Origin of the sequence: Streptomyces sp. NPDC016309 (assembly GCF_043077235.1) — a bacterium.
GTDB lineage: Bacteria > Actinomycetota > Actinomycetes > Streptomycetales > Streptomycetaceae > Streptomyces.
In genome coordinates this window covers 312,898-336,207 of sequence record NZ_JBIBSG010000004.1, presented here as the reverse complement: position 1 = coordinate 336,207, position 23,310 = coordinate 312,898, and the positions used below count along the sequence as shown (strand labels likewise).

Below are 23,310 nucleotides of genomic sequence, written 5' to 3'. Positions count from 1 at the left end.
ACTCTCTCAACCCCACCCCAGCGACGGAGATTTCTGCCCGGACGCCTCGTGCGTATCACCCGTCGAGATTGGCCGTGATCTCTTTCAGGGGTGGCTCGCTCCGGCTTCGGTCGTGCGCAGGTGCCGCTTGCAGACAATCCGGGGGTACATGGGCCTGCCGGAGTCGTGCGTCGCCTTGCACTCCGACGGGCCGAACGCCGGTCTGGAACGGGGAGGGGATCCTCCTGGGGCGTCGCGGCTACTGCCGTGATTCATGGCGGTGAGGTCGTGCTTCTCGTGGTCGTCGTGATCACGGATAGGTGCAGACGCCTTTTGGGTCCGCTTCAGGTCACTCGCTCGTTACGCTGAAGAAATGGCCTGCTACGGGCATTGAAACCGGATTGGGTCTGTACCCGCACCATGGGTCTCCCCTTCAAGGGCCGATTCCAAAGCACCCGCTTGGGCCGAGTGCCGCCGAAGCGCCCCCTCACCGGTCCGCTGCAATGTCTTGCTCCGAGCGCCTGTCAGCATGGTGATCAACTGTCTGTCCGTCGTTGCTCCCCCTGTCTGGGGCCGACTCCGAGATTCCGTCGTTGGCGGCCCTTAGCGGCCCATGCGCTTTCGTGTGAGCGGGGGTGTCCGGTCGCTCGGCGGCACGGGCACCCCCGCTGCTGGTGTGATGGTCAGTTGCCGGTGTGGTAGATGCTGACCAGCTTGGTGGAGGCGTAGCTCCAGGCGCCGGGTGCGGATGCCCAGCCGGCTTGGGCGCCGTTGAACTGGGCGTCGGGCCGGGCGGTCCAGGTCCACATCTTCACGACGTTGTCGTTCTGGTGGTTCATGATGGCGAGGTCGTCGCGGCCGTCGCCGTTGTAGTCGCCGGTTGCCATTTGCAGGCGCTTGACGTCGAGGCTGCCGGAGCTGTTGAGGGTGATCTTGGCGGAGCCGAACTTGTTCTTGCCGTCCACCTTCTCGAACAGCATGGTGCTGGTCTTGTCGCTGCCGTCGGCGTAGTCGTACCAGATCAGGGTGTCGTCGTGTCCGTCGCCGTTGAAGTCACCGGCCTGCGGGGTGGCCTGGTCCCACTTGAGCGTGGTCTCCCACCAAGGCGTGGGGTTGGCGAAGGTGCCGTTGGGCTGAGTAGTGAAGACGTAGGTCTTCATTCCGGTACCGCCCTGGTCGTAGTAGACGCCCAGTTCCTCGCGTCCGTCGCCGTTGAAGTCGCCGGTGACGAACTTCGTGTTCGTGCGGAGCCACGTGTCCTTGGGTGCGGACCACGAGGCGATGGGTGTGTTGAAGGTGCCGTTGGCCTTGGTGGTGAACGTCCACAGCTTGGTGGTTCCGTCGGCGCCGGCGTACCAGACCGCCATATCGTCGCGGCCGTCGCCGTTAAAATCACCGGCCTGTGGCGTCATGTAGCTGTAGTGGAACGGACCGTTCGCGGGCGAGCTCCACGCCTGGACGGGGGTTGCGAAGCCTCCATCGACCTTGCCGAGGGCGACGAAGGCCTTCACGCTGGTGTCGCCGTAGCCGCGGATCATCGCCATGTCGCCGCGGCCGTCACCGTTGAAGTCGCCGGAGACGAACTTCATGTACTTCGCGTCCCACTCGCCCACCGGGGCGGCGTATGACTTGAAGGGCGCACTGAGTGCCCCATTGTCGCCCTGGCCGAAGAACGTGTACGTGGCGTCAGTTCCGGCGCTGAAGGTGTACCAGGTGCCGATGTCGCTGCGCCCGTCGCCGTTGATGTCGTTGCGGACGACAGTGTTGCTGGACCACAGGGACTCGTTCTTGGCGTTGTAGAGGACCAGGTTGCCGCGGTCCTGCAGGACGACGTGGCCACCGGCCGCCGTCGTCTTGGTCTCCCACAGGGTCGCGGTGTCGGCGGCATTACGGATAATCAGGTTGCCGCTGGTGTCGAACTTGGCAGTGGCCCCCGGGTTGCCGCTGGTGGCGGTGGACCACAGGGCCTTGCCGGCGTTTGAAGCGATGACGAGATTTCCGTCGGTCTGCATGGTCAGGCGTGCCGCAGCGGAGGTGAGGCTGTCACCGGGCAGGAGCTGGTGGCCGGCGGCCATGCGGTTGCCGAGGTTGATGTTGTCGGCTCGTGCAGCGATCGCGTCGGTGCGGGTCTCGGCCGTGTCGGTGCCGAAGCATCCGCCCTGCTGGGAGCGGCTGGCGACGGCGACGAGTTCCGGCTTGCCGTTGCTTACGCGCAGGAGGGGAGCGCCGGTGTCGCCCTTGCAGATCGCATCGCTCGCCGTCTTGCCGGCGATGTTCGCATCTGCGTCGGTGACGGAGCCCACCGCGAACATGGTGGTGTGGAGCTTGAGCGGCGACCACTCGTCCTTGGTGCGACCGTATCCGGCGACCGTGACAGTGTCGCCCGGAGCTGCCGGGGTCGTGGATATCTTGACCGGTGCGATACCGGTGGCAGGCTGGGCCAGCCGAGCCATGACCAGATCACGGCCCGCCCGCGGTACGAGATCGACGACCTCGCTGACATGACCCCCTGTGGCGGCAGTCAGGTCGGTGCGGCCGATGGTGACGACCGTCTTCTCGGCCGGCTTGCCGGGCGCGAGCTCGGTGAGCCCGCCGGAGAAACATGAGGCAGCGGTCAGCACCCAGCGGGTGTCGATCAGGGCACCGGAGCAAGCACGCTTGCTGTCTCCCTCACCGATCTCCACCTTGGCGGCGAACGCGTAGGCATTGTCCGTGGCGGCAGGGCCGGTGACAGCGTGGGCGGGCATGGTGGCCAACACCACCAGAGGTGCCGCTGCGAGGGCCGTGGTGAGTGTGGCGAGGCGGTGGGGTCTGGGGTGTCGCAAGATGTTGGTTTCCTTGGTGGGAGGTTCGCGCTTCCGTTTCAGCGGGGCGCAGGTGTGGACAGTGGGTGAGCTGACCGAGTGTTACTTAGTGGACCTGATCTCCACGAGCATGTGCTGGCGGCCCTGCTCCTCCGCGCTCTCACCCACCGAGGTCCACGCGTTCTTGGCGATGTCGAACGTCTTCTCCTCCGCGCCCACGGTCATGTCGACCTCGGTCGTGTAATCGTTGCCTTTGATGAGGGCGACCGAGGGAATCTCCAGGGTCAGCCAGCCGGAGTTGCCCACGACCTCGAAGCAGAACTTCGCCCCCGCCTGCTCGCGGGCCCAGACCTCCAGAAGTCCAGGGCCGCTGGAACAGTCGACGAGGGTGATGTGGCCGTCGCCGCGCTTAAGAACGATGTTCTTCTCCGCCAGGATCTTGTCGGCCCCCGGGTAGTTGAAGTCCTCGATCGCGTAGCCGGGTCCCTCGACCGCGACAGGCGCGATCGCCTGGGTCTTCGTTCCACTCTCGGTGGGCACACTGCCCGCGAGCGCGAGCCACACCAAGGCGCCAGCGGCGGCTGCGGCGCCGAGCGTACGCGCCATGAATCGTTTCCGCTGCGGCTTCGCCACGTGGGCGGTACGTGCCTTCATCACAGTCCTAGGGTCGTCAGTACCGGCCAGCTGACCGGAACGTGGTTCAAGACGGGCGTGAAGGTGACCGGAATGCGAGTGCAGTCCCCCACTGCCCGGCCGGAACATTGCCGTCTCCGACGGCTTCCACCTTCGGCGTTGCGCAGAGGGAGTGCTTCGATTGGAGCTGCTCCGGCCTCGGAAATCGAACCTCGTTCGACGGATCACTGTCCACCCGCCAATCACCCGGAAACGGGCGGAATATGGTATTCCGCCGTGATCTTCGCCACTCGCCCAAAAGGTTGTACGACTTCGCACAGAAACGGCTCACTGGTTCAGTGATCTACATCACACCATCCACCCGTGATCACCTACCGCCTCGCCGCCCACGTGCGGATGTCTCACCTCACCGCGAACCCCGAGCATTGCCGCAGTTTTCGAAGCGCCTGCACCAACGGCCGGGCCCTCAAAGCCAGCGGGACGACACCCCAACGGGCCACAACCGCAGCAAGCGTTGGCGGAAGCGCGGCAGTGGCACGGCAGCAGCGGGACGCCAGCACGGCGCTCAGAAGCCGTTGTCTTTCCGGGAGGCCACCTACCTGGCCGTTTTCACCGTTCTGCTGGCCCTCAGGTCGATGTCCTCGACCAGCCGCCGCAGCGACTCCGCGACCGTCCGCTGCGGATCCGCATCGGCTCGATCTCCAAGGAGCGGTCGCCGATCGTGAACTGCCAGCGGGTCTGCTGTTCGATCACGTGCCGCAGTCGGCCGTGATCTACTCGTAACGGGACTGGCTGACGTTTCCGATCTTCCCGACTGCCTCCGGCATGGCCCACCATCCAACTGCAGGCCCGAGCACTCAGAAACCGGACCATCCCTTCTTCGGCACCCCAGCCATGGAAAGTGAGGACAGCACACTCAACGGCGTGGATAGGGCCCGGGCCCGTGGAAGAAGACCATGAGATCCGCGACCGCGCGGTGGAACTGGCCGCCCGCCGCTGTCGGCGCTGTGAACGAACGACGACCTGGCGCCATCCGGCCACTCTCACCGGCGACGTGCTCTCGCTCGCGCCGTACGTGGCCGACTACATCCAGACCCTCGAGTACAACCTCAGTCCCTCCTACGCCACCGCACCGGAGGGGGCCTGCACCGGACTGCGGTCTGACGCCCCGCCCGTTGCACGGGTATCGCCAAGGTGAGGCCGAACGGGCTACGGAACGGTCTTGACGCGAGACCCCTGGGCAAGCTGGCGTACGAAAGGCAATCCCCAGCGCCAGGAGCACCACCGTGACCGAATCGTACGCCAGCAACCCGACCGATGACCTGTGGCAGGCGAAGGCCGCAAACGCTCTGAAGCGGGCGGTGATTACGACCTCGGGGGTACCGGACGGGCGCCGCCCACTGGCGGTGGAGATGCTGACCATCCTGATGAATGCGGGGCTGCCGATCTCCGATCTCCACGCCGACAGTGATGGCGGACTCGTCTATGTCGAGGGGTCGCCGTACGCGGCGCCGGGCCACGACTACCTGGCCCGCCCCCTGCTTGGACGCCGGCCACGAGGTGGTGCTGTCCCGGCGGTTCACTGACACCGACCCGATCATCGGCGCCCTCGACGATCTCTCCGCGGCGTGCAGAGCGTCGCGGCTCCTGGCGGACGTCCCCCGCCCGTGGGCCCCTCCCGGTACCGCTTTGCTGATCGGTGCCGCCCTCGCGTCCGGCGTGGGGATCGCCGCTGTCCACTTTCGCCCGACGTATACCCACGCCTCCGGCCGCGAGCCGAACTGGCGCAACCTCATGATCCAGTGCGCCGTCCACGCTCATCTCGACGACATGGAGGCGGTGCAGGCATGGCTGGCGATGTGAACCTCGACGAGATGGCCACCGCCCACGACACCCTCGTCCTCGAAGGTCCTGACGGGGTCGGCAAGAGCACGCTCGCGGAGCGCCTATCAGCACAGCACGGCTTCCGGGTGATCGACTCCTCCCGAACGCCGGATCGTCTCGACCGGGCCAACTGGTACCGCGAGATCCTCGACGGTGCCGGCCGTATCCTCTTCGACCGCTGCTTCGTGACTGACCTGGTCTACGGACCGCTGCATCGCGGCAGGTCACGCATTACCTGGAGCGAGGCTTTCGACCTGGCCGAGAGCGTGATCGACCGCGTGGGCCTGTTTGTCCACTTGACCGCGCCCCCGCCCGTCATCCGTCAGCGACTCCTCGCCCGCGACGGGAAAGCCGCCAGCCTGGCCCGCTAGGCTGCGGCAGCTCCCGCTGTACCGCCCCGGAGGAGTCGTGGACATCTCATCCGCCCAGAAGCTCGCCTGGGAGAACAAGCTCGTAGAAGGCTGCAACACCACCGACGTGGCCCTGGATTCGGACTCCTGACGGCCGAAATCGGAAAAGCCTTTACCGCCTGGCGGAAGGGCCTTCCCGACCTCGGAGAAGAGCTGGCCGACATTTTCCTCTACCTGACCGCCGTGGCGGAGATGAACGGGCTGGACCTGGAACGGGAGGTCGCCCAGAAGATCGGCGTACGTACGAGCGCAACGCACGCGGAGCGCAGATCAGGACGAGCGGCGACTGAACTGCCCTCGCGGCTCGCTGCGAGCGGTCCGCTTCCGCGTCTATGTGGCTGAGTGCTCAGCGGCGAGGGGCGTTGTGGTTCAGCCGTGGGACGGTCGGCAGTTCACCGACCTCGACTCCCTTGGCGATCGCCGCGGCGATGCGCGGGTTAAATCAAGTTCAGGGTTTTCGCCGATGAAGAAGACCGCCCTGATCCAGCACGAGGTCGACCGGCAAGTGCTTACTGGCTTCGGCGCGCTGCTGGCACGGTCGGACACCGCGATTAGCCGTGGCTAGCCCGGCCGGAGGAACCGCGAGCGGAGCGTCGGGCGCGGCCAGGCGACACACTCGACGGTGGTGGTTGCTGTGCCGGTACTGGGAGGATGACGGACCAGATCACGGGAAGTGGCAGAACCCCCTGCCAGCCCAGTAGCCGCCTTGCGGCCGTCCCGTTGGCGTCGCGCACATGGAGCTCCGGATGGCCGTTTCACACCATTGGTGACCGTCGTACGTCATGCCTCATCATGCTTCCCGGCCCCTTCCGAGGACCGCTGGGACACTCCGTGGCCGGCTCATCAGGACGAACTGCGTTCTGAGTGCGGCAGTCACGCCATCGTCTGTGCCGGCCGCGTCAGCAGTGACAGGGAGATCGCGGGTCGGCTGCGCGGCTCATGCCGCACCTTCGCCTCGGCGGCGTGGAGCGCTCAGCTGTGGCGCGGCGGAGACCTTCCGCAGCCAGTGGCGCGTCTGCCGCCGGTTGGACAGCAGCACCACGTCGACACGGCCCGAGGTGAATTCCTCGATCTTCGCCATGACTCGCGGGCGCATCGTGCGGTGGTACGTCGCCACGTACCTGTCACGCCCCAGTAGATACGGTTGTGCACTCCGTTGCCCTTGTGCCCAGCCCCGTGCCGGATCTGCCGGGAGACGATCCCGTACAGTGCGGCCACGGTCGAGACGTCCGTCAGGACCACCGTGTCGCAGGCATTGAGCCGGATCTGCAGGGTCGAGTTGTAGTTCCCGTCGATCACTCACTTCGGCCGGGCGACCAGGTCCCGCTGCAGGGAAGCGTCGTCCTCGAAGCGGGTGAGTCCGTCGTCACGCCTGCCCGGTGGCTCGGACACTCCAGCCAGCCCGGCGCATTCTCCCCAGATTCTCCCCAGGACCATGAAACGACCCTCTGGGGCCATTCGCACTCGTGAAGTCGATCAATATTCCCAGTCTGTTGGTTACAGCCAGTCGCGCTTCTTGAAGATCACGTACAGGCTCGTGCACACCACCGCCATTAGCAGGATCGCGAAGGGGTAGCCGTACACCCAGTGCAGCTCCGGCATGTGGTCGAAGTTCATGCCGTAGATGGTGCCGACCAGGGTGGGGGCGAAGAGGATGGCGGCCCAGGAGGAGATCTTCTTGATCTCCTCGTTCTGCTCGAAACCCGCCTCCGCCAGCGCGCGCATCTCCGCGTTCTGCTGCTGGGTGACCAGGGTCGCGTTGACCGTCAGGATCTCGGTGAGGGCCTGGCGGAAGCCGTCGACGCGTTCGCTGGTGTGGGTGACGTGGTCGGCGACGTCCCGCAGATGGCGCTGGAGTTCCTCGTCCGTGCCGTACTTGGCGAAGCCGGCCATCAGGTTGTGCAGCATGCCGACGAGAGGGCGGGTGGCGCGCTGGAACTCGACCATCTCGCGGGAGAGTTCGTAGATCCGGCGGGACACCTCCGGGTCGCCCCGGAAGACCTCGGTCTCGATCTCGTCGATGTCGTTCTGGACGCCGGCCACCACCGGGGCGTAGCCGTCGACGACCGCGTCGAGGATCGCGTACAGCACCGCTTCGGGGCCCAGGGCCAGGAGCTCCGGGGTCTCCTCCATGCGGCGGCGCACCGCGGAGAGGTCCGGGGCGGCGCCGTGGCGGACGGTGATCAGGAAGTCGGGGCCGAGGAACACGTGCAGCTCCCCGAAGTCGACCTCCTCCTGGGCGTCGAGGTACCGGGCGGCCCGCAGGACGACGAAGAGCGTGTCGCCGTACCGCTCCAGCTTCGGGCGCTGGTGGGCCTCCATGGCGTCCTCGACGGCCAGCTCATGGAGGTCGAACTCGGCGGCGAGGGAGAGGAGTTCCGCCTCGGACGGGCGGTGCAGCCCTATCCAGGCCATGCCGTCCGGTGTGTCGCGCAGCCGGCGGAAGGTCTCGGCGAGGGTGGCGGGGGAGGAGACCTCACGGCCGTCGCGGTAGAGGGAGGCCTGGACCACGCTGCCCCGGTCGGACGCCGGGGCAGGGGCCGGGGTTGCCGCGAGCGCGGGCGGGGGATCGGCGGCGGGTGCGGCGCCGAAGGGCCGCCGGCGCCGGTTCGGCTTCTTCGAGGGCAGGGTCATGCGGGGCTCACCTCCCGGGTCGAACGATATACGTCCCGGTTTGCCCCGGCATGGCGGCCGGCGGAACGTTTTGAGGACAGCCGCTGTCCTCAAGGGTGCGTAGCGTGCCGGGCATGGTCTCCGTCACGAAGCCCGTCCTCTCCACCCGCGCCCTGAACCGAGCCACCCTGGCGCGGCAGCTCCTGCTGCGTCGTACCCCGATGCCGGCGGAACACGCCGTCGCCCACCTCGTCGGCCTCCAGGCGCAGAACACCAAGCCGCCCTACGTCGCGCTCGCCGCCCGCCTCGCGGACTTCCGCCCCGAGGAACTGTCCGCGCTGATGGAGACCCGCGCGGTGGCACGGATCGTCACCATGCGGTCCACCATCCACACCCACACCGCCGACGACGTCCTGGCACTGCGGCCACTCGTCCAGGCCGCGCGCGACCGGGAGGTCACCGCCTTCCGCAAGGGCCTGGCGGGCGTGGACCTGGAGCGGCTGGCGGCACTGGCCCGCGACCTGGTGGAGGAGCGGCCCCGTACGCCCAAGGAGATCCGCGAGGCGCTGCTGGCGGAGTGGCCCGACGCCGATCCGCTCGCCCTCACCGTCGCCGCCCGGTGCCTGCTGCCGCTGGTCCAGGTCACCCCGCGCGGCCTCTGGGGACGCAGCGGGCAGGTGGCCCTCACCACCGCCGAGGCCTGGCTGGGGCGGACCGCCGACCCGGCCGGCCGGGAGGAGACCGTCCTGCGCTACCTCGCCGCCTTCGGGCCGGCCTCCGTCAAGGACATGCAGACCTGGTCCGGCCTCACCCGGCTGCGGGACGCATTCGAGCGGCTGCGGCCCGGGCTGCTCACCTTCCGGGACGAGGACGGCACCGAGCTCTTCGACCTGCCCGACGCGCCCCGCCCCGACCCGGACACCCCGGCCCCGCCCCGACTCCTGCCCGAGTTCGACAACCTGCTGCTCTCGCACGCCGACCGCACCCGGGTCGTCCCGGCGGAGTACAAGGACCGCACCTGGAAGGGCAACCAGGCGTACCGCACCTTCCTCGTCGACGGCTTCCTCGCCGGGATCTGGCGGCCGGACGAAACGAAGGACGCGGTGACGGTGACCGTGCAGCCGTTCGGGAACCTCACCCGCGAGCAGCGCACCGCCGTGGCCGAGGAGACCGAGCACACCATGACGGTGCTGGCCCCGGGCAAGCCGTGCGACGTCCGGTTCGGAACTCTTTAGTAGCCGGTACGAGGACGCGCAGCCCTGGCCGGGCCTGGCGCGGGGCGGGGATGAGGGGCGGGCAACATGCCCATGAAGCCGGGCCGGTCTCAGTGGGCCGGACGCCGCGGGGCACTCGCCACCCCTGACTTCCGGCCGCTCAGCGCGGCATCCAGCGTTTCCTGGGCCATACGCATCGCCTCGGCGTACCTCGGCTCGGACATGCGCTCCCAGGCCCGGTCCGGTGCGACGTCCTCGACCCGGCTCATCACCCACCAGATGTTGCCGAACGGATCCCGCACCCGGCCGCCGCGATCCCCCCACGCGCTGTCAGCGGCCTCGGTGATCACCTGCGCCCCGTGCCTGACCGCGGCCGCCATGGCGGCGTCCGCGTCCGGGACGTAGACCCGCAGCAGGGAGGGCATCACCGGCCAGTCGGGCCGTCGGTCGAAGGCCAGCACGACCGTGTCGCCGACGCGGATCTCGCCGTGGCCGATGGTGCCGTCCTCGACCGGCACCCGGGCGAGTTCCTCGCCGTGGAACGCGGCGGTGATGAAGTCGAGCAGTGCGCCGGTGTCGTCGGTGACCACCCACGGTGCGACGCTGGTGTAGCCCTCGGGTGCGGTGTGACTCATCGGTCTCGTCCCCTCGTCCGGTCCTTCGCGAGGTGCCGAGCCTAGGACCGAATCAGGACGAGTACGGTCCTGTATCGCCGCGAGATCAGCACCGGACGGCCGACCGGGGCACGCCTAGTCGGCCCGTCCCGTCGCCGCCACGGTGACGCCCAGGCCGATCATCGCGAAGCCGCCCGCGCCGCCCACCATCGACAGCCGGCGGTCCGAGCGGGCGAACCAGCCGCGGGCGGCGGCCGCGCCCAGGCCCCACAGGGTGTCGGTGATCAGGCCGATGCAGATGGGGACCAGGCCCAGCAGCAGCATCTGCGCCGCCACCCCGCCGGCCGCGTGGTCCACGAACTGGGGCAGCACCGCCGCGAAGAAGACGATGCCCTTGGGGTTGGTGACGCCCACGACGACACCGTCCACCACCGTGCGCAGGTCACCGCGGGCCGCCGCGGCCGGGGGAGGTGCGTCCAGCAGGGCGGCCTTCATCTCCTTGCGGTGCCGGAACGCCTGCACCCCCAGGAGGACCAGGTACGCCGCGCCCGCCAGCTTGACCGCCAGGAAGACGGCCACCGACCGCTCCACGGCCGCCCCCACGCCCAGGGCCACGGCCACCACCAGGACGTAGGAGCCCAGCACGTTGCCGAGGACCGTCGCCAGCGCGGTACGGCGGCCGTGGGCGAGAGCGCGGCCGATCACGAACAGGACGCTCGGGCCCGGAATCACGATCACGAGCACGGACATGGCCGCGAAGGCCAGCACACGGTCGGTGGACACCATGGCCCACACCCTACGCACGCGAGGACCCGCGCGACAGGCCCGGCCACCCCCACCCGCCCGCCCCCGAGCGGCCCTCCACCGGCACCCCGCCGCCCCCGGCGAGCACCCGCCCCGGCGAGCACCCGGCACCCCGCCGCTCTCCGCCGCCCCCGCCCCGCCGAGCACCCGGGCCCCCGCCGCCCCCGGCCGGCCCCGGCGAGCACCCGGCACCCCGCCGCACCCCGCCGCCCCCGCCGGGCACCCGGCACCCGGCGCACCTCAGGGCAGCAGCCCCGCCCGGCGGGCCGCGACGACCGCCTGCCCCCGGGTGTGGGCGCCCAGCTTCCGCATCGCCGACCGCAGGTAGCCCTTCACCGTCTCGGGCCGGAGCCCCAGCAGCTCCGCCGCCCCGGCGTTCGTCGCGCCCGACGCCACCGCCCCCAGCACGTCCACCTCCCGCGGCGCCAGGGACACGACCGGAGCGCCCGGCCCCGCCTGGGCGGCGGCGATGCGCCCGCACACCGCCAGCAGCTCCGCGCGCAGCGCCGGGTCCGCGATCCGCGGCGCCAGCGCCCGCAGCTCCCCGTGCGCCTCCCGCACCGCCTCCCACGCGCCCCGCCCCTCCCCGTCCGGTGCCGCCCCCGCCGGGGCGCGGCCGGCCGGCCCTCCTCCCGCGCCCGCTGCCGGGAGGCGCCGCGCCTCGTCCCGTACCGCCAGCGCCTGTTCCACGTCCCGCGCCGCCGCGACCGCCGCGTCGAAGACCCGCCCGCCCAGCGGCGACGCCTCGCGCAGCGCCCCGTACAGCACCCCCCGTACCCGCCGGCGCACGACCACCGGCACCGCGAGCACCGACCGCAACCCCTCCGCCGCCACCGGCCCGTCGTACTCATGGCTGATGTGGCGCGCCACCGGGTAGTCCGTCACCGCGCAAGGGCGGGCCAGCGCGATGGCCTTGCCGCCCAGCCCGCTGCCCGCGCCGATCACCAGGCCCGGCAGGGCACCGGTCACCGCGCCCGTCTGCTCGGCGATCCGCAGCCGCCGCCCGTCCAGCAGCAGCCCGCCGAACGCGGTGTGCACCCCGGTGGTACGGCGCAGCCGCAGCAACGCCCCGCGTACGTCGACCGCTTCCTCGACCCGCTCGGACACACGCCGCTCCTTCACCCCCGTCCGGGGGTAGTGAGACCTGGGTCACCGATTACACGATGTCGGCGACGGGTCCCGCAATGCGCGGCGACGCGCGGCAACGAGGAGGACACATGGCGGCAAGCGGCGCGACGGAGGAATTCCGGTCGGCCCGGGACTTCCTGCTCCGGCACCGGGAGGACTACGAGGCGGCGTACGAGGGCTTCACCTGGCCCAGGCCCGACCGGTTCAACTGGGCGCTCGACTGGTTCGACGTCATCGCGGCGGGCAACGACGCCACCGCGCTGCACATCGTCGAGGAGGACGGCACCGGGACCCGGCTGTCCTTCGCGGAGATGTCCGACCGCTCCGACCGGGCCGCCAACTGGCTGCGCGCCCAGGGCGTCGGGGCCGGCGACCGGCTGCTGGTCATGCTGGGCAACCAGGCCGAGCTGTGGGAGACGGCCCTGGCGGCGATGAAGCTGCGCGCCGTCGTCATCCCCGCCACCCCGCTGCTCGGCGCCGCCGACCTGCGGGACCGGGTCGAGCGCGGGCGGGTCCGCCATGTGCTGGTACGGGCGGAGGACACGGCCAAGTTCGACGACGTACCGGGGGAGTACACCCGCATCGCGGTCGGCGGCGCGGCGGCGGACGGCTGGCTGCGGTACGAGGACGCCCGCGACGCCCCGGCCGGCTTCACGCCCGACGGGGAGACCCGGGCGGACGACCCACTGATGCTGTACTTCACCTCCGGCACCACCGCCCGCCCCAAGCTCGTCGAGCACACCCACACCTCGTACCCCATCGGTCATCTGTCGACGATGTACTGGATCGGGCTGCGGCCGGGCGACGTCCACCTCAACATCTCCTCGCCCGGCTGGGCCAAGCACGCCTGGTCCAACCTCTTCGCGCCCTGGAACGCGGAGGCGACCGTCTTCATCCACAACTACACGCGGTTCGACGCCGCCCGCCTGATGACGGAGATGGACCGGCACGGGGTCACCAGCTTCTGCGCCCCGCCCACCGTGTGGCGGATGCTCATCCAGGCGGACCTGTCCGCCCTGCGCACCCCGCCCAGGGAGGTCGTCGCCGCCGGCGAGCCGCTGAACCCCGAGGTGATCGAGACGGTCCGGCGCGAGTGGGGCGTGACCGTCCGGGACGGTTTCGGTCAGACGGAGACGGCCGTCCAGGTCTCCAACAGCCCGGGCCAGTTGCTGAAGGCGGGCTCCATGGGGCGGCCGAGCCCCGGCTTCCGCATCGAACTGCTCGACCCGGTGACGGGCAAGCCGGGCGCGGACGAGGGCGAGATCGCCGTCGACCTGTCGACCGGCCCGGTGGGCGTGATGACCGGCTACCACGGCGACCCGGAGCGTACGGCCGAGGCGATGGCGGGCGGCTACTACCGCACCGGGGACATCGGCGCGCGCGACCCCGACGGGTACGTCACGTACGTCGGCCGCGGCGACGACGTCTTCAAGGCGTCCGACTACAAGATCTCGCCGTTCGAGCTGGAGAGCGCGCTGCTGGAGCACGAAGCGGTGGCCGAGGCGGCGGTCGTCCCGGCGCCCGACCCGGTGCGGCTCGCGGTGCCCAAGGCGTACGTCGTCCTGGCCGAGGGCTGGGAGCCGGGCCCGGAGACGGCGAAGGCGCTGTTCGCCCACTCGCGCGCCGTGCTGGCGCCGTACAAGCGGATCCGCCGCATCGAGTTCGCCGACCTGCCCAAGACGGTGTCCGGCAAGATCCGCCGGATCGAACTGCGTGAGCGCACGGCGGCCGGGTCGTCGGCCGAGTACACCGAGGGGGACCTGGGATGAGCCCGGACCTGTCGTACGCGCACGGCGTGAGCACCACCGCTCTGCTCGGTGACACCATCGGCGCCGGCCTGGCGCGGACGGTGGCGCGTCACCCGGGCCGCGAGGCGCTGGTGGACGCCGTCTCGGGCCGGCGCTGGACGTACGCCGAGTTCGGCGCCGACGTCGACCGGCTGGCGCGGGCGCTGCTCGCGGCCGGGGTCGGCAAGGGCGACCGGGTGGGCATCTGGGCGGTGAACTGTCCGGAGTGGGTGCTCACCCAGTACGCCACCGCCCGGATCGGCGCGGTGCTGGTGAACATCAACCCGGCGTACCGGGCGCACGAGCTGGCGTACGTCCTGAACCAGGCGGGCGTCTCCCTGCTCATCGCGTCCGTCTCCCACAAGACCAGCGACTACCGGGCCCTGGTGGACCGGGTGCGCGGCGACTGCCCGCGGCTGCGGGCCGTTCACCACATCGGCGACGCCTCGTGGGACGAGCTGCTGGCCGGCACCGTCCCGGACGCCGAACTCGCCGCCCGGGAGGCGGCGCTGTCGTGCGACGACCCCATGAACATCCAGTACACCTCCGGCACCACCGGCTTCCCCAAGGGCGCCACCCTCACCCACCACAACATCCTCAACAACGGCTACTTCGTGGGGGAGACGCTCGGCTACACCGAGCGGGACCGGATCTGTCTGCCCGTGCCCTTCTACCACTGCTTCGGCATGGTCATGGGCAATCTGGCCGCCACCACCCACGGGGCGTGCATGGTGATCCCCGCCCCCTCCTTCGAGCCGGCCGCCACCCTGCGCGCCGTCCAGCGGGAGCGGTGCACCTCGCTGTACGGCGTGCCGACGATGTTCATCGCCGAACTGGACCTGCCGGACTTCGCCACGTACGACCTGTCCTCGCTGCGCACCGGGATCATGGCCGGATCGCCGTGCCCGGTGGAGGTGATGAAGAGGGTCGTGGCCGAGATGCACATGGCGGAGGTGTCCATCTGTTACGGCATGACCGAGACCTCGCCCGTCTCCACCCAGACGCGGCGCGACGACGACCTGGAGCGCCGCACCGGCACGGTGGGGCGGGTGCTGCCGCACGTCGAGGTGAAGATCGTCGACCCGGTGACCGGCACCACCCTGCCGCGCGGCGAGGCGGGCGAGCTGTGCACCCGCGGCTACGGCGTGATGCTCGGCTACTGGGACGAGCCGGAGCGGACCGCCGAGGCGATCGACGCGGGCCGCTGGATGCACACGGGCGACCTGGCGGAGATGCGGGAGGACGGGTACGTCCGGATCGTCGGCCGGATCAAGGACATGATCATCAGGGGCGGGGAGAACGTCTACCCGCGCGAGATCGAGGAGTTCCTGTACACCCACCCCAAGATCGCCGACGTGCAGGTGGTCGGTGTTCCCGACGAGCGGTACGGGGAGGAGATCCTCGCCTGCGTGGTCCCCCGCGACCCGGCCGACCCGCCGACGCTGGAGGACATCACCGCGTACTGCCGCGACCGGCTGGCGCATTACAAGGTCCCGCGCCGGGTCGAGGTCCTCGACGCCTTCCCCATGACGGTCAGCGGCAAGGTGCGCAAGGTGGAACTGCGCCGGACGTACGGCGGCTAGCGCGCGCTTACGGGGACCGGCCGCCGGGCCTCCGGGGCCCCGCCCGCCGGACGGCCGGGCGCCGCCCGCGTGTCGGCGCACCCGCCAGCCGGACGGCCCGGTGCCGGGACGGCCGGGGGTGCCGGGTCAGGCGCCGCGGGCGACGAGTTCGTCCGCGGCGCCGTTGACGGGCTGCGGGGTGCCGGTGAGGTCCATGACGAACAGCGGCAGCCGCAGCCGGTCGGCGCGGGCGCGCGCCCGCTGCTCGTACCCCGCGAGGGAGAACGACACGCTGGTCGCCGACGCCGCCAGCCCGGTCAGCCACAGGCACTCGACGGCGCGCAGGGACGTGGGCCGGGTGGTCGGGTCGACCTGGGCGACCAGGCCGGGACCGCGCAGGTCCACCCCGAAGCCGGACCCGGCGCCCGTGCCGGACCCGGCTCCCGCGTTCTCCTCGGGCTGCACGACGTCGCGGAAGCCGAGCCAGCGGAGGTAGAGCGCGGCGGTGGTGACCGCGTCGCGGGCCGTCCGGATGGTGACCGGACGGAAGGACGGGCGCGGTACGGCGGCGGTGCGGGGCAGCGGGATGTGGGCGGGCACCGTGGAGACCCCGGTGATGGCCGTGGTCGGTCCGGGCGGCGGGGCCGGCGGGCCCGTGTCGCCGGGGTCGGCCACCGGCGGCGGTACGGCGGTCACCGGCCGCACCGGGACGCGCAGCACCGTCCCGCAGGGGCACCCCAGCTCGGGCTGCGGCCACTGGTCCTGGCGCCCGCACGCGGCGCAGCGGACGGTGACCCACTCGTCGGTCCAGGTGCGGTGGGTGATCGGCTCGGCGGGCGCGCCCCTGAGCAGCGGCGGGACGACACAGGCGCCGCACGGGCAGGGGTAGACGGGTGGCACGTAGCCGTGGGTCCGGCGGCAGGCCGGGCAGCGTACCGGGACGTTCTCTCCCACGTATGACCCCCTTCGTTCCGTGACCCATGGTCCATGAAGGGCGCCCTCTTGGGGAGGGACTTCGGCCATCCCTTGACTGCATCTCTGCCACACCCTACATTGCTTCCGTATAGCAGAACTAAACTTCCGCATTACGGAATCGAAGCTCTCAGGTGGCGCGACAGAGCCGAATCCGCTGGCCGAAGCAGGAGCACCCAATGCCTCGTATGACCGCCGCCCGAGCGGCAGTTGAGATCCTCAAGCGCGAAGGCGTCACCAACGCGTTCGGTGTGCCGGGCGCGGCGATCAACCCCTTCTACAAGGCCCTCAAGGAGGGCGGCGGGATCAACCACACGCTCGCCCGCCACGTCGAGGGCGCGTCCCACATGGCGGAGGGCTACACCCGCGCCAAAGCCGGCAACATCGGTGTCTGCATCGGCACCTCCGGCCCGGCCGGCACCGACATGATCACCGGTCTGTACTCGGCGATCGCGGACTCGATCCCGATCCTGTGCATCACCGGCCAGGCCCCGGTCTCGAAGCTCCACAAGGAGGACTTCCAGGCCGTCGACATCGCCTCGATCGCGAAGCCGGTCACCAAGGCCGCGACCACCGTCCTGGAAGCCGCGCAGGTCCCGGGCGTCTTCCAGCAGGCCTTCCACCTGATGCGCTCCGGCCGTCCCGGCCCGGTCCTCATCGACCTGCCGATCGACGTCCAGCAGACCGAGATCGAGTTCGACCCGGAGACGTACGAGCCGCTGCCGGTCCACAAGCCGCGGGCCACCCGCGCCCAGGCCGAGAAGGCCCTCCGGTTCCTGCTGGAGTCCGAGCGCCCGCTGATCGTCGCCGGCGGCGGCATCATCAACGCCGACGCCTCCGACCTGCTGGTCGAGTTCGCCGAGCTGACCGGCGTCCCCGTCATCTCCACCCTGATGGGCTGGGGCACCATCCCCGACGACCACGAGCTGAGCGCCGGCATGGTCGGCGTCCAGACCGCGCACCGCTACGGCAACGCGACCTTCCTGGAGTCGGACTTCGTCCTCGGCATCGGCAACCGCTGGGCCAACCGTCACACCGGTTACAACATGGAGGCCTACACCAAGGGCCGGAAGTTCGTCCACGTCGACGTCGAGCCGACCCAGATCGGCAAGATCTTCGCCCCGGACTACGGCATCGCCTCCGACGCCCGGGCCGCCCTGGAGCTCTTCATCGAGATCGCCAAGGAGCTCAAGGCCGCGGGCGAGCTGCCGGACTTCGGCGCCTGGGCCGCCTCCGCCCAGGAGCGCAAGGCCACCCTCCAGCGCCGCACGCACTTCGACAACATCCCGATCAAGCCGCAGCGCGTGTACGAGGAGATGAACAAGGCCTTCGGCCCCGAGACGCGCTACGTCACCACCATCGGCCTCTCCCAGATCGCCGCCGCGCAGTTCCTGCACGTCTACCGGCCGCGCAACTGGATCAACTGCGGCCAGGCCGGCCCGCTCGGCTGGACCATCCCGGCCGCGATCGGCGCCGCCGTGGCCGACCCCGAGACCCCGATCGTCGCGCTCTCGGGCGACTACGACTTCCAGTTCATGATCGAGGAACTGGCCGTCGCGGCCCAGCACAAGGTCCCCTACGTCCACGTCCTGGTGAACAACGCCTACCTGGGCCTGATCCGCCAGGCGCAGATCAACCTCGACATCAACTTCCAGGTCAACCTGGAGTTCGAGAACATCAACACCCCGGAACTGGGCGTCTACGGCGTCGACCACGTCAAGGTCGCCGAGGGCCTGGGCGTCAAGGCCATCCGGGTCACCGACCCCAACGAGCTGGGCGCCGCGCTGGAGGAGGCGAAGAAGCTCGCCGCCGAGTACAGCGTCCCGGTGGTCGTCGAGGCCATCCTGGAGCGCGTCACCAACATCTCGATGAGCAAGACGGTCGACATGAGCAACGTCACCGAGTTCGAGGAGCTCGCCACCGAGCCGGGCCACGCCCCGACGGCGATCCGCCCGCTCGTCTGACCCGGCCCCGCGTCCGGCGCGTACCACCGGACGGCCCCCGCCCCGGAACCCCGGGACGGGGGCCGTCCCGTGTCCTCAGGAGGACCAGCGCAGGGCGCGCAGCACCCGCCAGGTGACCGTCGCCGGCCGGTCGGCCAGGATCTCCACCCGTAACACCTCGTTGGTGTCCAGGAGGCCGTTGCGGGTCACGGCGACGTTCAGGACCCCGTTCGCGCCGACGGTGCCGCAGTCCATGGGCAGGTCGTAGGAGCGGTGCTTGGTGCCCAGGTGGTAGTCGTAGAACCGCATGGTGATGCGCGTGCCCGCCTGGCCCTTGACCGTGGCGTACGTGGTCGCGGAGTAGGCGCACGGGCCCTGGAGCAGCGCGGCGTCGTTGGCCATGGCCAACTGCTTGTACGTGCCGGCCTCCAGGGCGGGGCCGCCCTCCTGTGTCTCGTTGATGACGGTCGGCATGGGGTCCTCCTGTGACTGGCCGTTGGCCCGGGCGACGATCCCCGGGAAGACGACGTTCCTGAACTGGCGCACCCGCGCGTCACCGGGGCACGCCGTACCACCGCTCGACCACGCGGCGTGCAGCCGGTGGTAGCCGTACCCCGGATCGGAGGCGCTGCGGCAGATCCGCAGCGGGATGCCGTGCCGCTGGTGCAGCCACACCCCGAGCCGGATGAGCTGCTCGACCTGCCGGTCGGTCCAGGGGTCGGTGTGCTGGAGGTTGGACGCCGTCTCGATGGACACCGCCCCGGTGCCGTCCGGGCGGCGGTTGGCCTGGTAGTTGGCGTCCGCGCGGGTCTCGGTGCCGACGTACTGCCCGAGGTCGCCCTCGTACCCGAGGCCGAAGTGCGACTCGAGTGAGCTAGTCTGCCAGTACTCGTAGATCCTCTGGGCGGTCCATGGTGCGGCAAGGCTGTGCAGGATGAACTGTGTGGGCCGGATGGCGGGTTGCTGATCGCTCTCAGGCTGTAGCTCCATTTTTCTCGCGAACGGGCACCAGGCCATCAGGGTGCCTCCTTTGCCTCGGGAACGTCCTTTCGGGGGACATCGGCATGAACGAACTCACCTGTGGGGTCGAGGGGTGTGGTCGCCCTGTACGCGTACGCTCCCGAGGGTGGTGCGCCATGCACTACCAGCGGTGGCAGCGCAAGGGAGACACCGGTCCTGGGGCCGCGCATCGTATGCACGGCACTACGGCGACGGAGACCCGGCGATGCGAATTTCCCGGTTGCACGCGGACGTACGTCAGCAAGGGCCTGTGCGCGAGCCACAATTGGCAGCGCAATGCGGGGCGCGAACTGACTGCGCTGCCGGACCGGCGGCTCGCCAAGCCGCATGACCGGAACTCGCGTGGCGAGAAGCAGTGTCGTACCTGCCTCCTCTGGCTTCGCCCGGACATGTTCAACCGCAATGCCAGGACCAAGGATGGGTTGCAGGGAAGCTGCCGAACCTGCGCACGGGACGCGCAGCGCAAGGCGCTGTACCGGCTGGCGCCGGGCCGCTATGCCGAGATGCTGGCGACCCAAGGAGGCGTTTGTGCCATCTGCGAGCAGCCCGACGGCAACGGGCTCGCCCTGTGCGTCGACCACGATCATGGCTGCTGCCCGGACGCTGCGCGGACCTGCGGGAGATGTGTCCGGGGTCTGGTGTGCAGCGCGTGCAACCACGGACTGGGGAAGTTCCGCGACAGCCCCGAACTGCTGCGTGCCGCAGCGGCGTACCTGGAGCGCCACGCCTCCCGGTAGCCCTGTGAGGAGCAACCCTGGCCTACGCCTCCGTATGCGTACATCGGGCGTGCGGTCCAGGGAGCGGCGATGCTGTGCAGGATGAACTGGGTGGGCCGGATAGCCGCCTGGGCGTCCGACTCTGGCTGCAACTCCATGCGCGTCGCAGCGGGATACCACGCCATGGCCCCCCTTTCCGGAGCTCTCGTACGTGCACGTGGTGTACGTCCAGTGAGGTGATACCCACGGATAGTGACGAACACCCATGCGCGCAACGCCCGAATCGGGGTACCCGGCCCCCATGGCAGATGTAGTGGACGCCGACGAACTGCTCCGCCGCATCCGGGTCACCCGGGACTGGGCGCACCGGCAGGAGCAGCAGGCACCGGACGAGATGACGGCAGCGGCGTACGAGGCGGTGAGGAGGTCCCTGGACAAGCTGATCGACCCGTCGTCGGGCTAGGTCGCGGACACGACCTGGCGGCCGGGACGGCTCGCCGACGGCCCCGCCCGGGCGCTGTTCCGGGCGGGGCCGATCGCGGTCCGCAGCACGCGGCAGCCAGCAGCGCGGGTAAGGACGTGTTCCACGGTAGGGGGCACCACTGACAACGCCGGCCGGTGCCGCCCCGTCCAGCGCTCTTCAGGCCCACGTGTTGAAGAGCACACCGCCCAGCGTGGTGACGCGGTAGAGGCGGACGGCACGCCACTCGTCCCGCGTGAAGCCCGAGGTGTCCACGTCGGTGAGCGGTGTGGCGAGCCGCTCGCGGTCGAGGACGGTGAACCCCACGTGGGTGAAGGCGGAGGCCCAGGCCGGCGGGTCCAGGAACTCCTCGTCGTACCAGTTCCGGCGGTCCCGGCCGAACGCGACCCAGGGCAGGTGGGCGTGGCACAGGACGACGTGCTCGCCCGCCCGGTCGATGACCGACGCGGTGTGGAAGGTGAGCGGGTACGTCCGCTCCTCCACCTCGCCCACCCTGCCCCCGGCGACCCGCGCGGCCTCGTACAGCGCGGTGCGGAAGCCCCGCACATCGGTGTCGGGGAGGGCCCCGTCCCCGGGCCGGAGGAAACCCGTCGCCCCCCGCGGCAGCGCGCATCCCGTGCGCTCGTCGTCGACCATGCGCCCATCCTGCCCAGTGGCCGCCGCGGCGCGCACGGCATGGGCCTCTACTTGCCGATGGTGACCCTCTCGTTGTCGAGCAGCGCGGTGTGGGTGGCGGCGGTGACGATCAGCATGACGATGAGGAAGCCCACGAAGGGGCTTTCCTCGTCCGGACCGACGACGACGGTGCCGACGCCGAGGATCAGAACTTCGACGACGACGTACACGACGGCTACCCACGGTTTGATCACGCCCTTGACCGCCGCCACGACGAACGGGACGGCGGCGGCGATGCTGACGGTGACGATCGGGACGAGGAGCCACAGCACCTTCGCTGCGGTGCTGTGGAACATCCGGGGCCGACCGCCGGTGGCGACGGGTGTGCTGATGTACGGGTGGGGATCGTACGGGCTGGTCATGCGGGTGGCCCCCTTGTGGGTCGGCGGTGTACGGGGGCGGCGAACGTACCGCTCGACAGTTGCCGGCTACGGGCGTTCACGGCGTTCGTCCCCTGAACGTGTCATCCGAACCGATCGCTGTCGCTCGGCCTGATGGGACGTGCGTGAACGCTGTCCAGATGCATCCCGGCCGGTCAGGCACCCGGTGGAGGTACCGGAGGGGCCCATCAGGGACCGGCCGCGGCGGGGGCGGTCATGGCCTGCCGGGGCGGTCTCACCGGGCGGCCTCGCGGACCGGCGCGGGCTCGATGATCCGCTCGGGGTGGTGCAGCCACGTCTGGTGCCGGCGGGCCGTCACCGTCAGCCCGAAGTCCCGGGACTCGGGCGAGCCGAGGGCGGCGTACTCGTCGTGCACCCGCTCGACCTCCTGCCAGAGACTCCGCGCGCCGTACTCGTGCGCGGCCTCACCGGTGGCGGCCGATGCCGCGGAGCCGTCCGGGTCTTGGAGCCACACCTCGGCGCCGCCCGGCCGGTTGGCGTGCCACATCCGCACGCCCGGCAGCCGGGTGTCGGCGTACAGCGCGAAGCCCAGCGTCAGGAGCCCGCGCGGGTCGACGTGAGCGTCGGTCACTCGGTGCCAGGCGGGCGAGCTTCCGCTGCTCCTTGATGCGGGCACCCGTGTGGTCGTCGTCCCGGTTGGACATCCTCGTCTCCAGTTCCTGACTCGTCATCCGGAACGGTACCGGCGGACACCCGCGGCGGACCCTTGACCGCCCCTGTCCCACCCGGGATGGGGGCGATCGCTTGTGATCGGATGGGGCCATGACGAGGAGGTGCGCTCCGAGTACGGGATGCCTGGGGAGCCGGACGTGTGGCCCAGGGCGGACGCCGTCCTGTTCGCGCCGATGACCTTCAACTCGGTCAACGAGTGGGCGCTTGGGCTGACCTCGAAGTGGGCTATCGGCGTCGTGGCCGAGGGCATCGGCAAGGGCATTCCGATCGTCGCCATGCCGTGCTGTGAATGCCGCCTACGCGCGGCACTCGGCGCTGGACCGGTCCGTGGAGACGCTCCGCGGGCTCGGTGTGACGATGCTGTACGGCGAGGGCGGGTTCGTGCCGAACCAGCCGGGCCAGGGGAAGCCGGCGGAGTATCCGTGGGGCCTCGCCCTGGACGCCGTGGACCGTGCCGTCCGGCCGCCTCGGGACTGACCCGGACGTAACGAAAGCCCCCTCCCGGCCTGACGGCAGATCAGCGCGTCCGGGTCGTCGATCGGTGCCTGCCAGGAGTAGCCGGGTGGGTGGCTCCGCCCGTCCTCGCCATCCTCGCCCGTCGGGCCGACGGGCCCGGGGGTCCCTGCTCGCCCGGCGGGCATGGCTTCGGTTCCCATCGTGTTCCCATTAAATTCAGGAGCCCGCGGAGAACACCACACATGCAGATCACGGCTTATAAAGAAGAGCGCGGAGTCGGGGGACCGTAAACCCCGACTCCGCGCTCTGGCTCATTCCTCGGTGTGCGGTTGTGGCCGTCCGACGGCGCGAGGCTGGCGCGACAGGACGTTCGCGCCGCCGGACGGGGGTCTGTGGGGGAGGTGTCGCGCTGGGACCGCGGCGGCGGGCGACGGAGTTCCGGCCCGGCCTTCCTTCAGGTCAAGAAGGGGGCCGGAAGTCCTCACCACCGCACTGGCACGCTCGCCGCCGCGGTCCTCACGCCGTCCGTACCGTTGGCCACC

At 70.3% G+C, this 23,310-nt stretch carries 22 protein-coding genes and 1 pseudogene; 11 read left to right on the top strand and 12 right to left on the bottom strand.

Features of this window, described 5'->3' with window-relative positions:
• Positions 1–662 precede the first annotated feature (662 nt).
• Together ACF068_RS12440 and ACF068_RS12435 are read right to left on the bottom strand one after the other, a co-directional pair.
• Positions 663–2,726: an FG-GAP-like repeat-containing protein gene (locus ACF068_RS12440; protein ID WP_392274163.1), complete on the bottom strand. Its 2,064-nt coding sequence runs from the start codon at positions 2,724–2,726 to the stop codon at positions 663–665.
• Positions 2,727–2,885: 159 nt separating this feature from the next.
• Complete coding sequence (locus tag ACF068_RS12435) at positions 2,886–3,437, bottom strand: hypothetical protein (RefSeq protein WP_392274376.1); 552 nt, start codon at positions 3,435–3,437, stop codon at positions 2,886–2,888.
• 922 nt (positions 3,438–4,359) lie between these two features.
• Here ACF068_RS12435 and ACF068_RS12430 point away from each other — a divergent pair.
• From ACF068_RS12430 to ACF068_RS12415, 4 genes are all read left to right on the top strand, one after another.
• Positions 4,360–4,614: a hypothetical protein gene (locus ACF068_RS12430; protein ID WP_392274162.1), complete on the top strand. Its 255-nt coding sequence runs from the start codon at positions 4,360–4,362 to the stop codon at positions 4,612–4,614.
• Between the two features lie 88 nt (positions 4,615–4,702).
• Complete coding sequence (locus tag ACF068_RS12425) at positions 4,703–5,002, top strand: hypothetical protein (RefSeq protein WP_392274161.1); 300 nt, start codon at positions 4,703–4,705, stop codon at positions 5,000–5,002.
• 103 nt (positions 5,003–5,105) lie between these two features.
• Positions 5,106–5,279: a hypothetical protein gene (locus ACF068_RS12420; protein WP_392274160.1), complete on the top strand. Its 174-nt coding sequence runs from the start codon at positions 5,106–5,108 to the stop codon at positions 5,277–5,279.
• Positions 5,264–5,671 carry a hypothetical protein gene (locus ACF068_RS12415; RefSeq protein WP_392274159.1) on the top strand — a complete coding sequence of 136 codons (408 nt, stop codon included), beginning with the start codon at positions 5,264–5,266 and terminating at the stop codon, positions 5,669–5,671. The genes ACF068_RS12420 and ACF068_RS12415 overlap by 16 nt, the downstream gene beginning before the upstream one ends.
• Before the next feature lie 976 nt (positions 5,672–6,647).
• On the opposite strand, the gene ACF068_RS12410 is transcribed toward ACF068_RS12415, so the two are convergent.
• Both ACF068_RS12410 and ACF068_RS12405 read right to left on the bottom strand, forming a co-directional pair.
• Positions 6,648–6,791, bottom strand: coding sequence for a hypothetical protein (locus ACF068_RS12410; RefSeq protein WP_392274158.1), 144 nt, complete (start codon positions 6,789–6,791; stop codon positions 6,648–6,650).
• 416 nt (positions 6,792–7,207) lie between these two features.
• Positions 7,208–8,344: a magnesium and cobalt transport protein CorA gene (locus ACF068_RS12405; protein ID WP_392274157.1), complete on the bottom strand. Its 1,137-nt coding sequence runs from the start codon at positions 8,342–8,344 to the stop codon at positions 7,208–7,210.
• Between the two features lie 113 nt (positions 8,345–8,457).
• On the opposite strand from ACF068_RS12405, the gene ACF068_RS12400 reads away from it, so the two are divergent.
• The gene (locus ACF068_RS12400; RefSeq protein ID WP_392274156.1) at positions 8,458–9,558 is read left to right on the top strand and encodes a winged helix DNA-binding domain-containing protein; all 1,101 of its coding nucleotides are present in this window, start codon (positions 8,458–8,460) and stop codon (positions 9,556–9,558) included.
• Positions 9,559–9,647: 89 nt separating this feature from the next.
• Here the strand turns inward: ACF068_RS12400 and ACF068_RS12395 are convergent, their stop codons facing one another.
• From ACF068_RS12395 to ACF068_RS12385, 3 genes are all read right to left on the bottom strand, one after another.
• Positions 9,648–10,172: a VOC family protein gene (locus ACF068_RS12395; RefSeq protein ID WP_392274155.1), complete on the bottom strand. Its 525-nt coding sequence runs from the start codon at positions 10,170–10,172 to the stop codon at positions 9,648–9,650.
• Positions 10,173–10,286: 114 nt separating this feature from the next.
• Positions 10,287–10,937 (bottom strand): LysE family translocator, encoded by a 651-nt coding sequence (locus ACF068_RS12390; RefSeq protein ID WP_392274154.1) that lies wholly within the window; start codon positions 10,935–10,937, stop codon positions 10,287–10,289.
• A 258-nt stretch (positions 10,938–11,195) separates the two neighbouring features.
• On the bottom strand, positions 11,196–12,062 hold the full coding sequence (locus ACF068_RS12385) for a response regulator transcription factor (protein ID WP_392274153.1): 867 nt from the start codon (positions 12,060–12,062) through the stop codon (positions 11,196–11,198).
• 110 nt (positions 12,063–12,172) lie between these two features.
• On the opposite strand from ACF068_RS12385, the gene ACF068_RS12380 reads away from it, so the two are divergent.
• A complete protein-coding gene (locus ACF068_RS12380; RefSeq protein ID WP_392274152.1) occupies positions 12,173–13,852 on the top strand; it encodes an AMP-binding protein in 1,680 nt (559 codons plus the stop codon).
• On the top strand, positions 13,849–15,453 hold the full coding sequence (locus ACF068_RS12375) for an AMP-binding protein (protein ID WP_392274151.1): 1,605 nt from the start codon (positions 13,849–13,851) through the stop codon (positions 15,451–15,453). The genes ACF068_RS12380 and ACF068_RS12375 overlap by 4 nt, the downstream gene beginning before the upstream one ends.
• 126 nt (positions 15,454–15,579) lie before the next feature.
• On the opposite strand, the gene ACF068_RS12370 is transcribed toward ACF068_RS12375, so the two are convergent.
• Complete coding sequence (locus tag ACF068_RS12370; RefSeq protein WP_392274150.1) at positions 15,580–16,386, bottom strand: hypothetical protein; 807 nt, start codon at positions 16,384–16,386, stop codon at positions 15,580–15,582.
• Positions 16,387–16,583: 197 nt separating this feature from the next.
• Between ACF068_RS12370 and gcl the strand changes: the two genes are divergently transcribed.
• A complete protein-coding gene (gene gcl, locus ACF068_RS12365; RefSeq protein WP_392274149.1) occupies positions 16,584–18,368 on the top strand; it encodes a glyoxylate carboligase in 1,785 nt (594 codons plus the stop codon).
• Positions 18,369–18,443: 75 nt separating this feature from the next.
• On the opposite strand, the gene ACF068_RS12360 is transcribed toward gcl, so the two are convergent.
• Positions 18,444–19,364 carry an N-acetylmuramoyl-L-alanine amidase gene (locus ACF068_RS12360; RefSeq protein WP_392274148.1) on the bottom strand — a complete coding sequence of 307 codons (921 nt, stop codon included), beginning with the start codon at positions 19,362–19,364 and terminating at the stop codon, positions 18,444–18,446.
• A gap of 119 nt (positions 19,365–19,483) precedes the next feature.
• Between ACF068_RS12360 and ACF068_RS12355 the strand changes: the two genes are divergently transcribed.
• Together ACF068_RS12355 and ACF068_RS12350 are read left to right on the top strand one after the other, a co-directional pair.
• Positions 19,484–20,104 carry an endonuclease VII domain-containing protein gene (locus ACF068_RS12355; RefSeq protein WP_392274147.1) on the top strand — a complete coding sequence of 207 codons (621 nt, stop codon included), beginning with the start codon at positions 19,484–19,486 and terminating at the stop codon, positions 20,102–20,104.
• Positions 20,105–20,384: 280 nt separating this feature from the next.
• Entirely contained in the window at positions 20,385–20,546 is a 162-nt protein-coding gene (locus tag ACF068_RS12350) for a hypothetical protein (RefSeq protein WP_392274146.1), read from the top strand.
• Positions 20,547–20,723: 177 nt separating this feature from the next.
• Here ACF068_RS12350 and ACF068_RS12345 read toward each other — a convergent pair whose 3' ends face one another.
• The 3 genes from ACF068_RS12345 to ACF068_RS12335 form a co-directional block, all read right to left on the bottom strand.
• Positions 20,724–21,200 (bottom strand): hypothetical protein, encoded by a 477-nt coding sequence (locus ACF068_RS12345; protein ID WP_392274145.1) that lies wholly within the window; start codon positions 21,198–21,200, stop codon positions 20,724–20,726.
• Positions 21,201–21,247: 47 nt separating this feature from the next.
• Positions 21,248–21,601 (bottom strand): hypothetical protein, encoded by a 354-nt coding sequence (locus ACF068_RS12340; protein WP_392274144.1) that lies wholly within the window; start codon positions 21,599–21,601, stop codon positions 21,248–21,250.
• A gap of 253 nt (positions 21,602–21,854) precedes the next feature.
• The gene (locus ACF068_RS12335) at positions 21,855–22,211 is read right to left on the bottom strand and encodes a hypothetical protein (protein ID WP_392274143.1); all 357 of its coding nucleotides are present in this window, start codon (positions 22,209–22,211) and stop codon (positions 21,855–21,857) included.
• Between the two features lie 202 nt (positions 22,212–22,413).
• Between ACF068_RS12335 and ACF068_RS12330 the strand changes: the two are divergent.
• A pseudogene (locus ACF068_RS12330) lies at positions 22,414–22,789 on the top strand (flavoprotein); the annotation flags it as partial.
• Positions 22,790–23,310 lie beyond the last annotated feature (521 nt).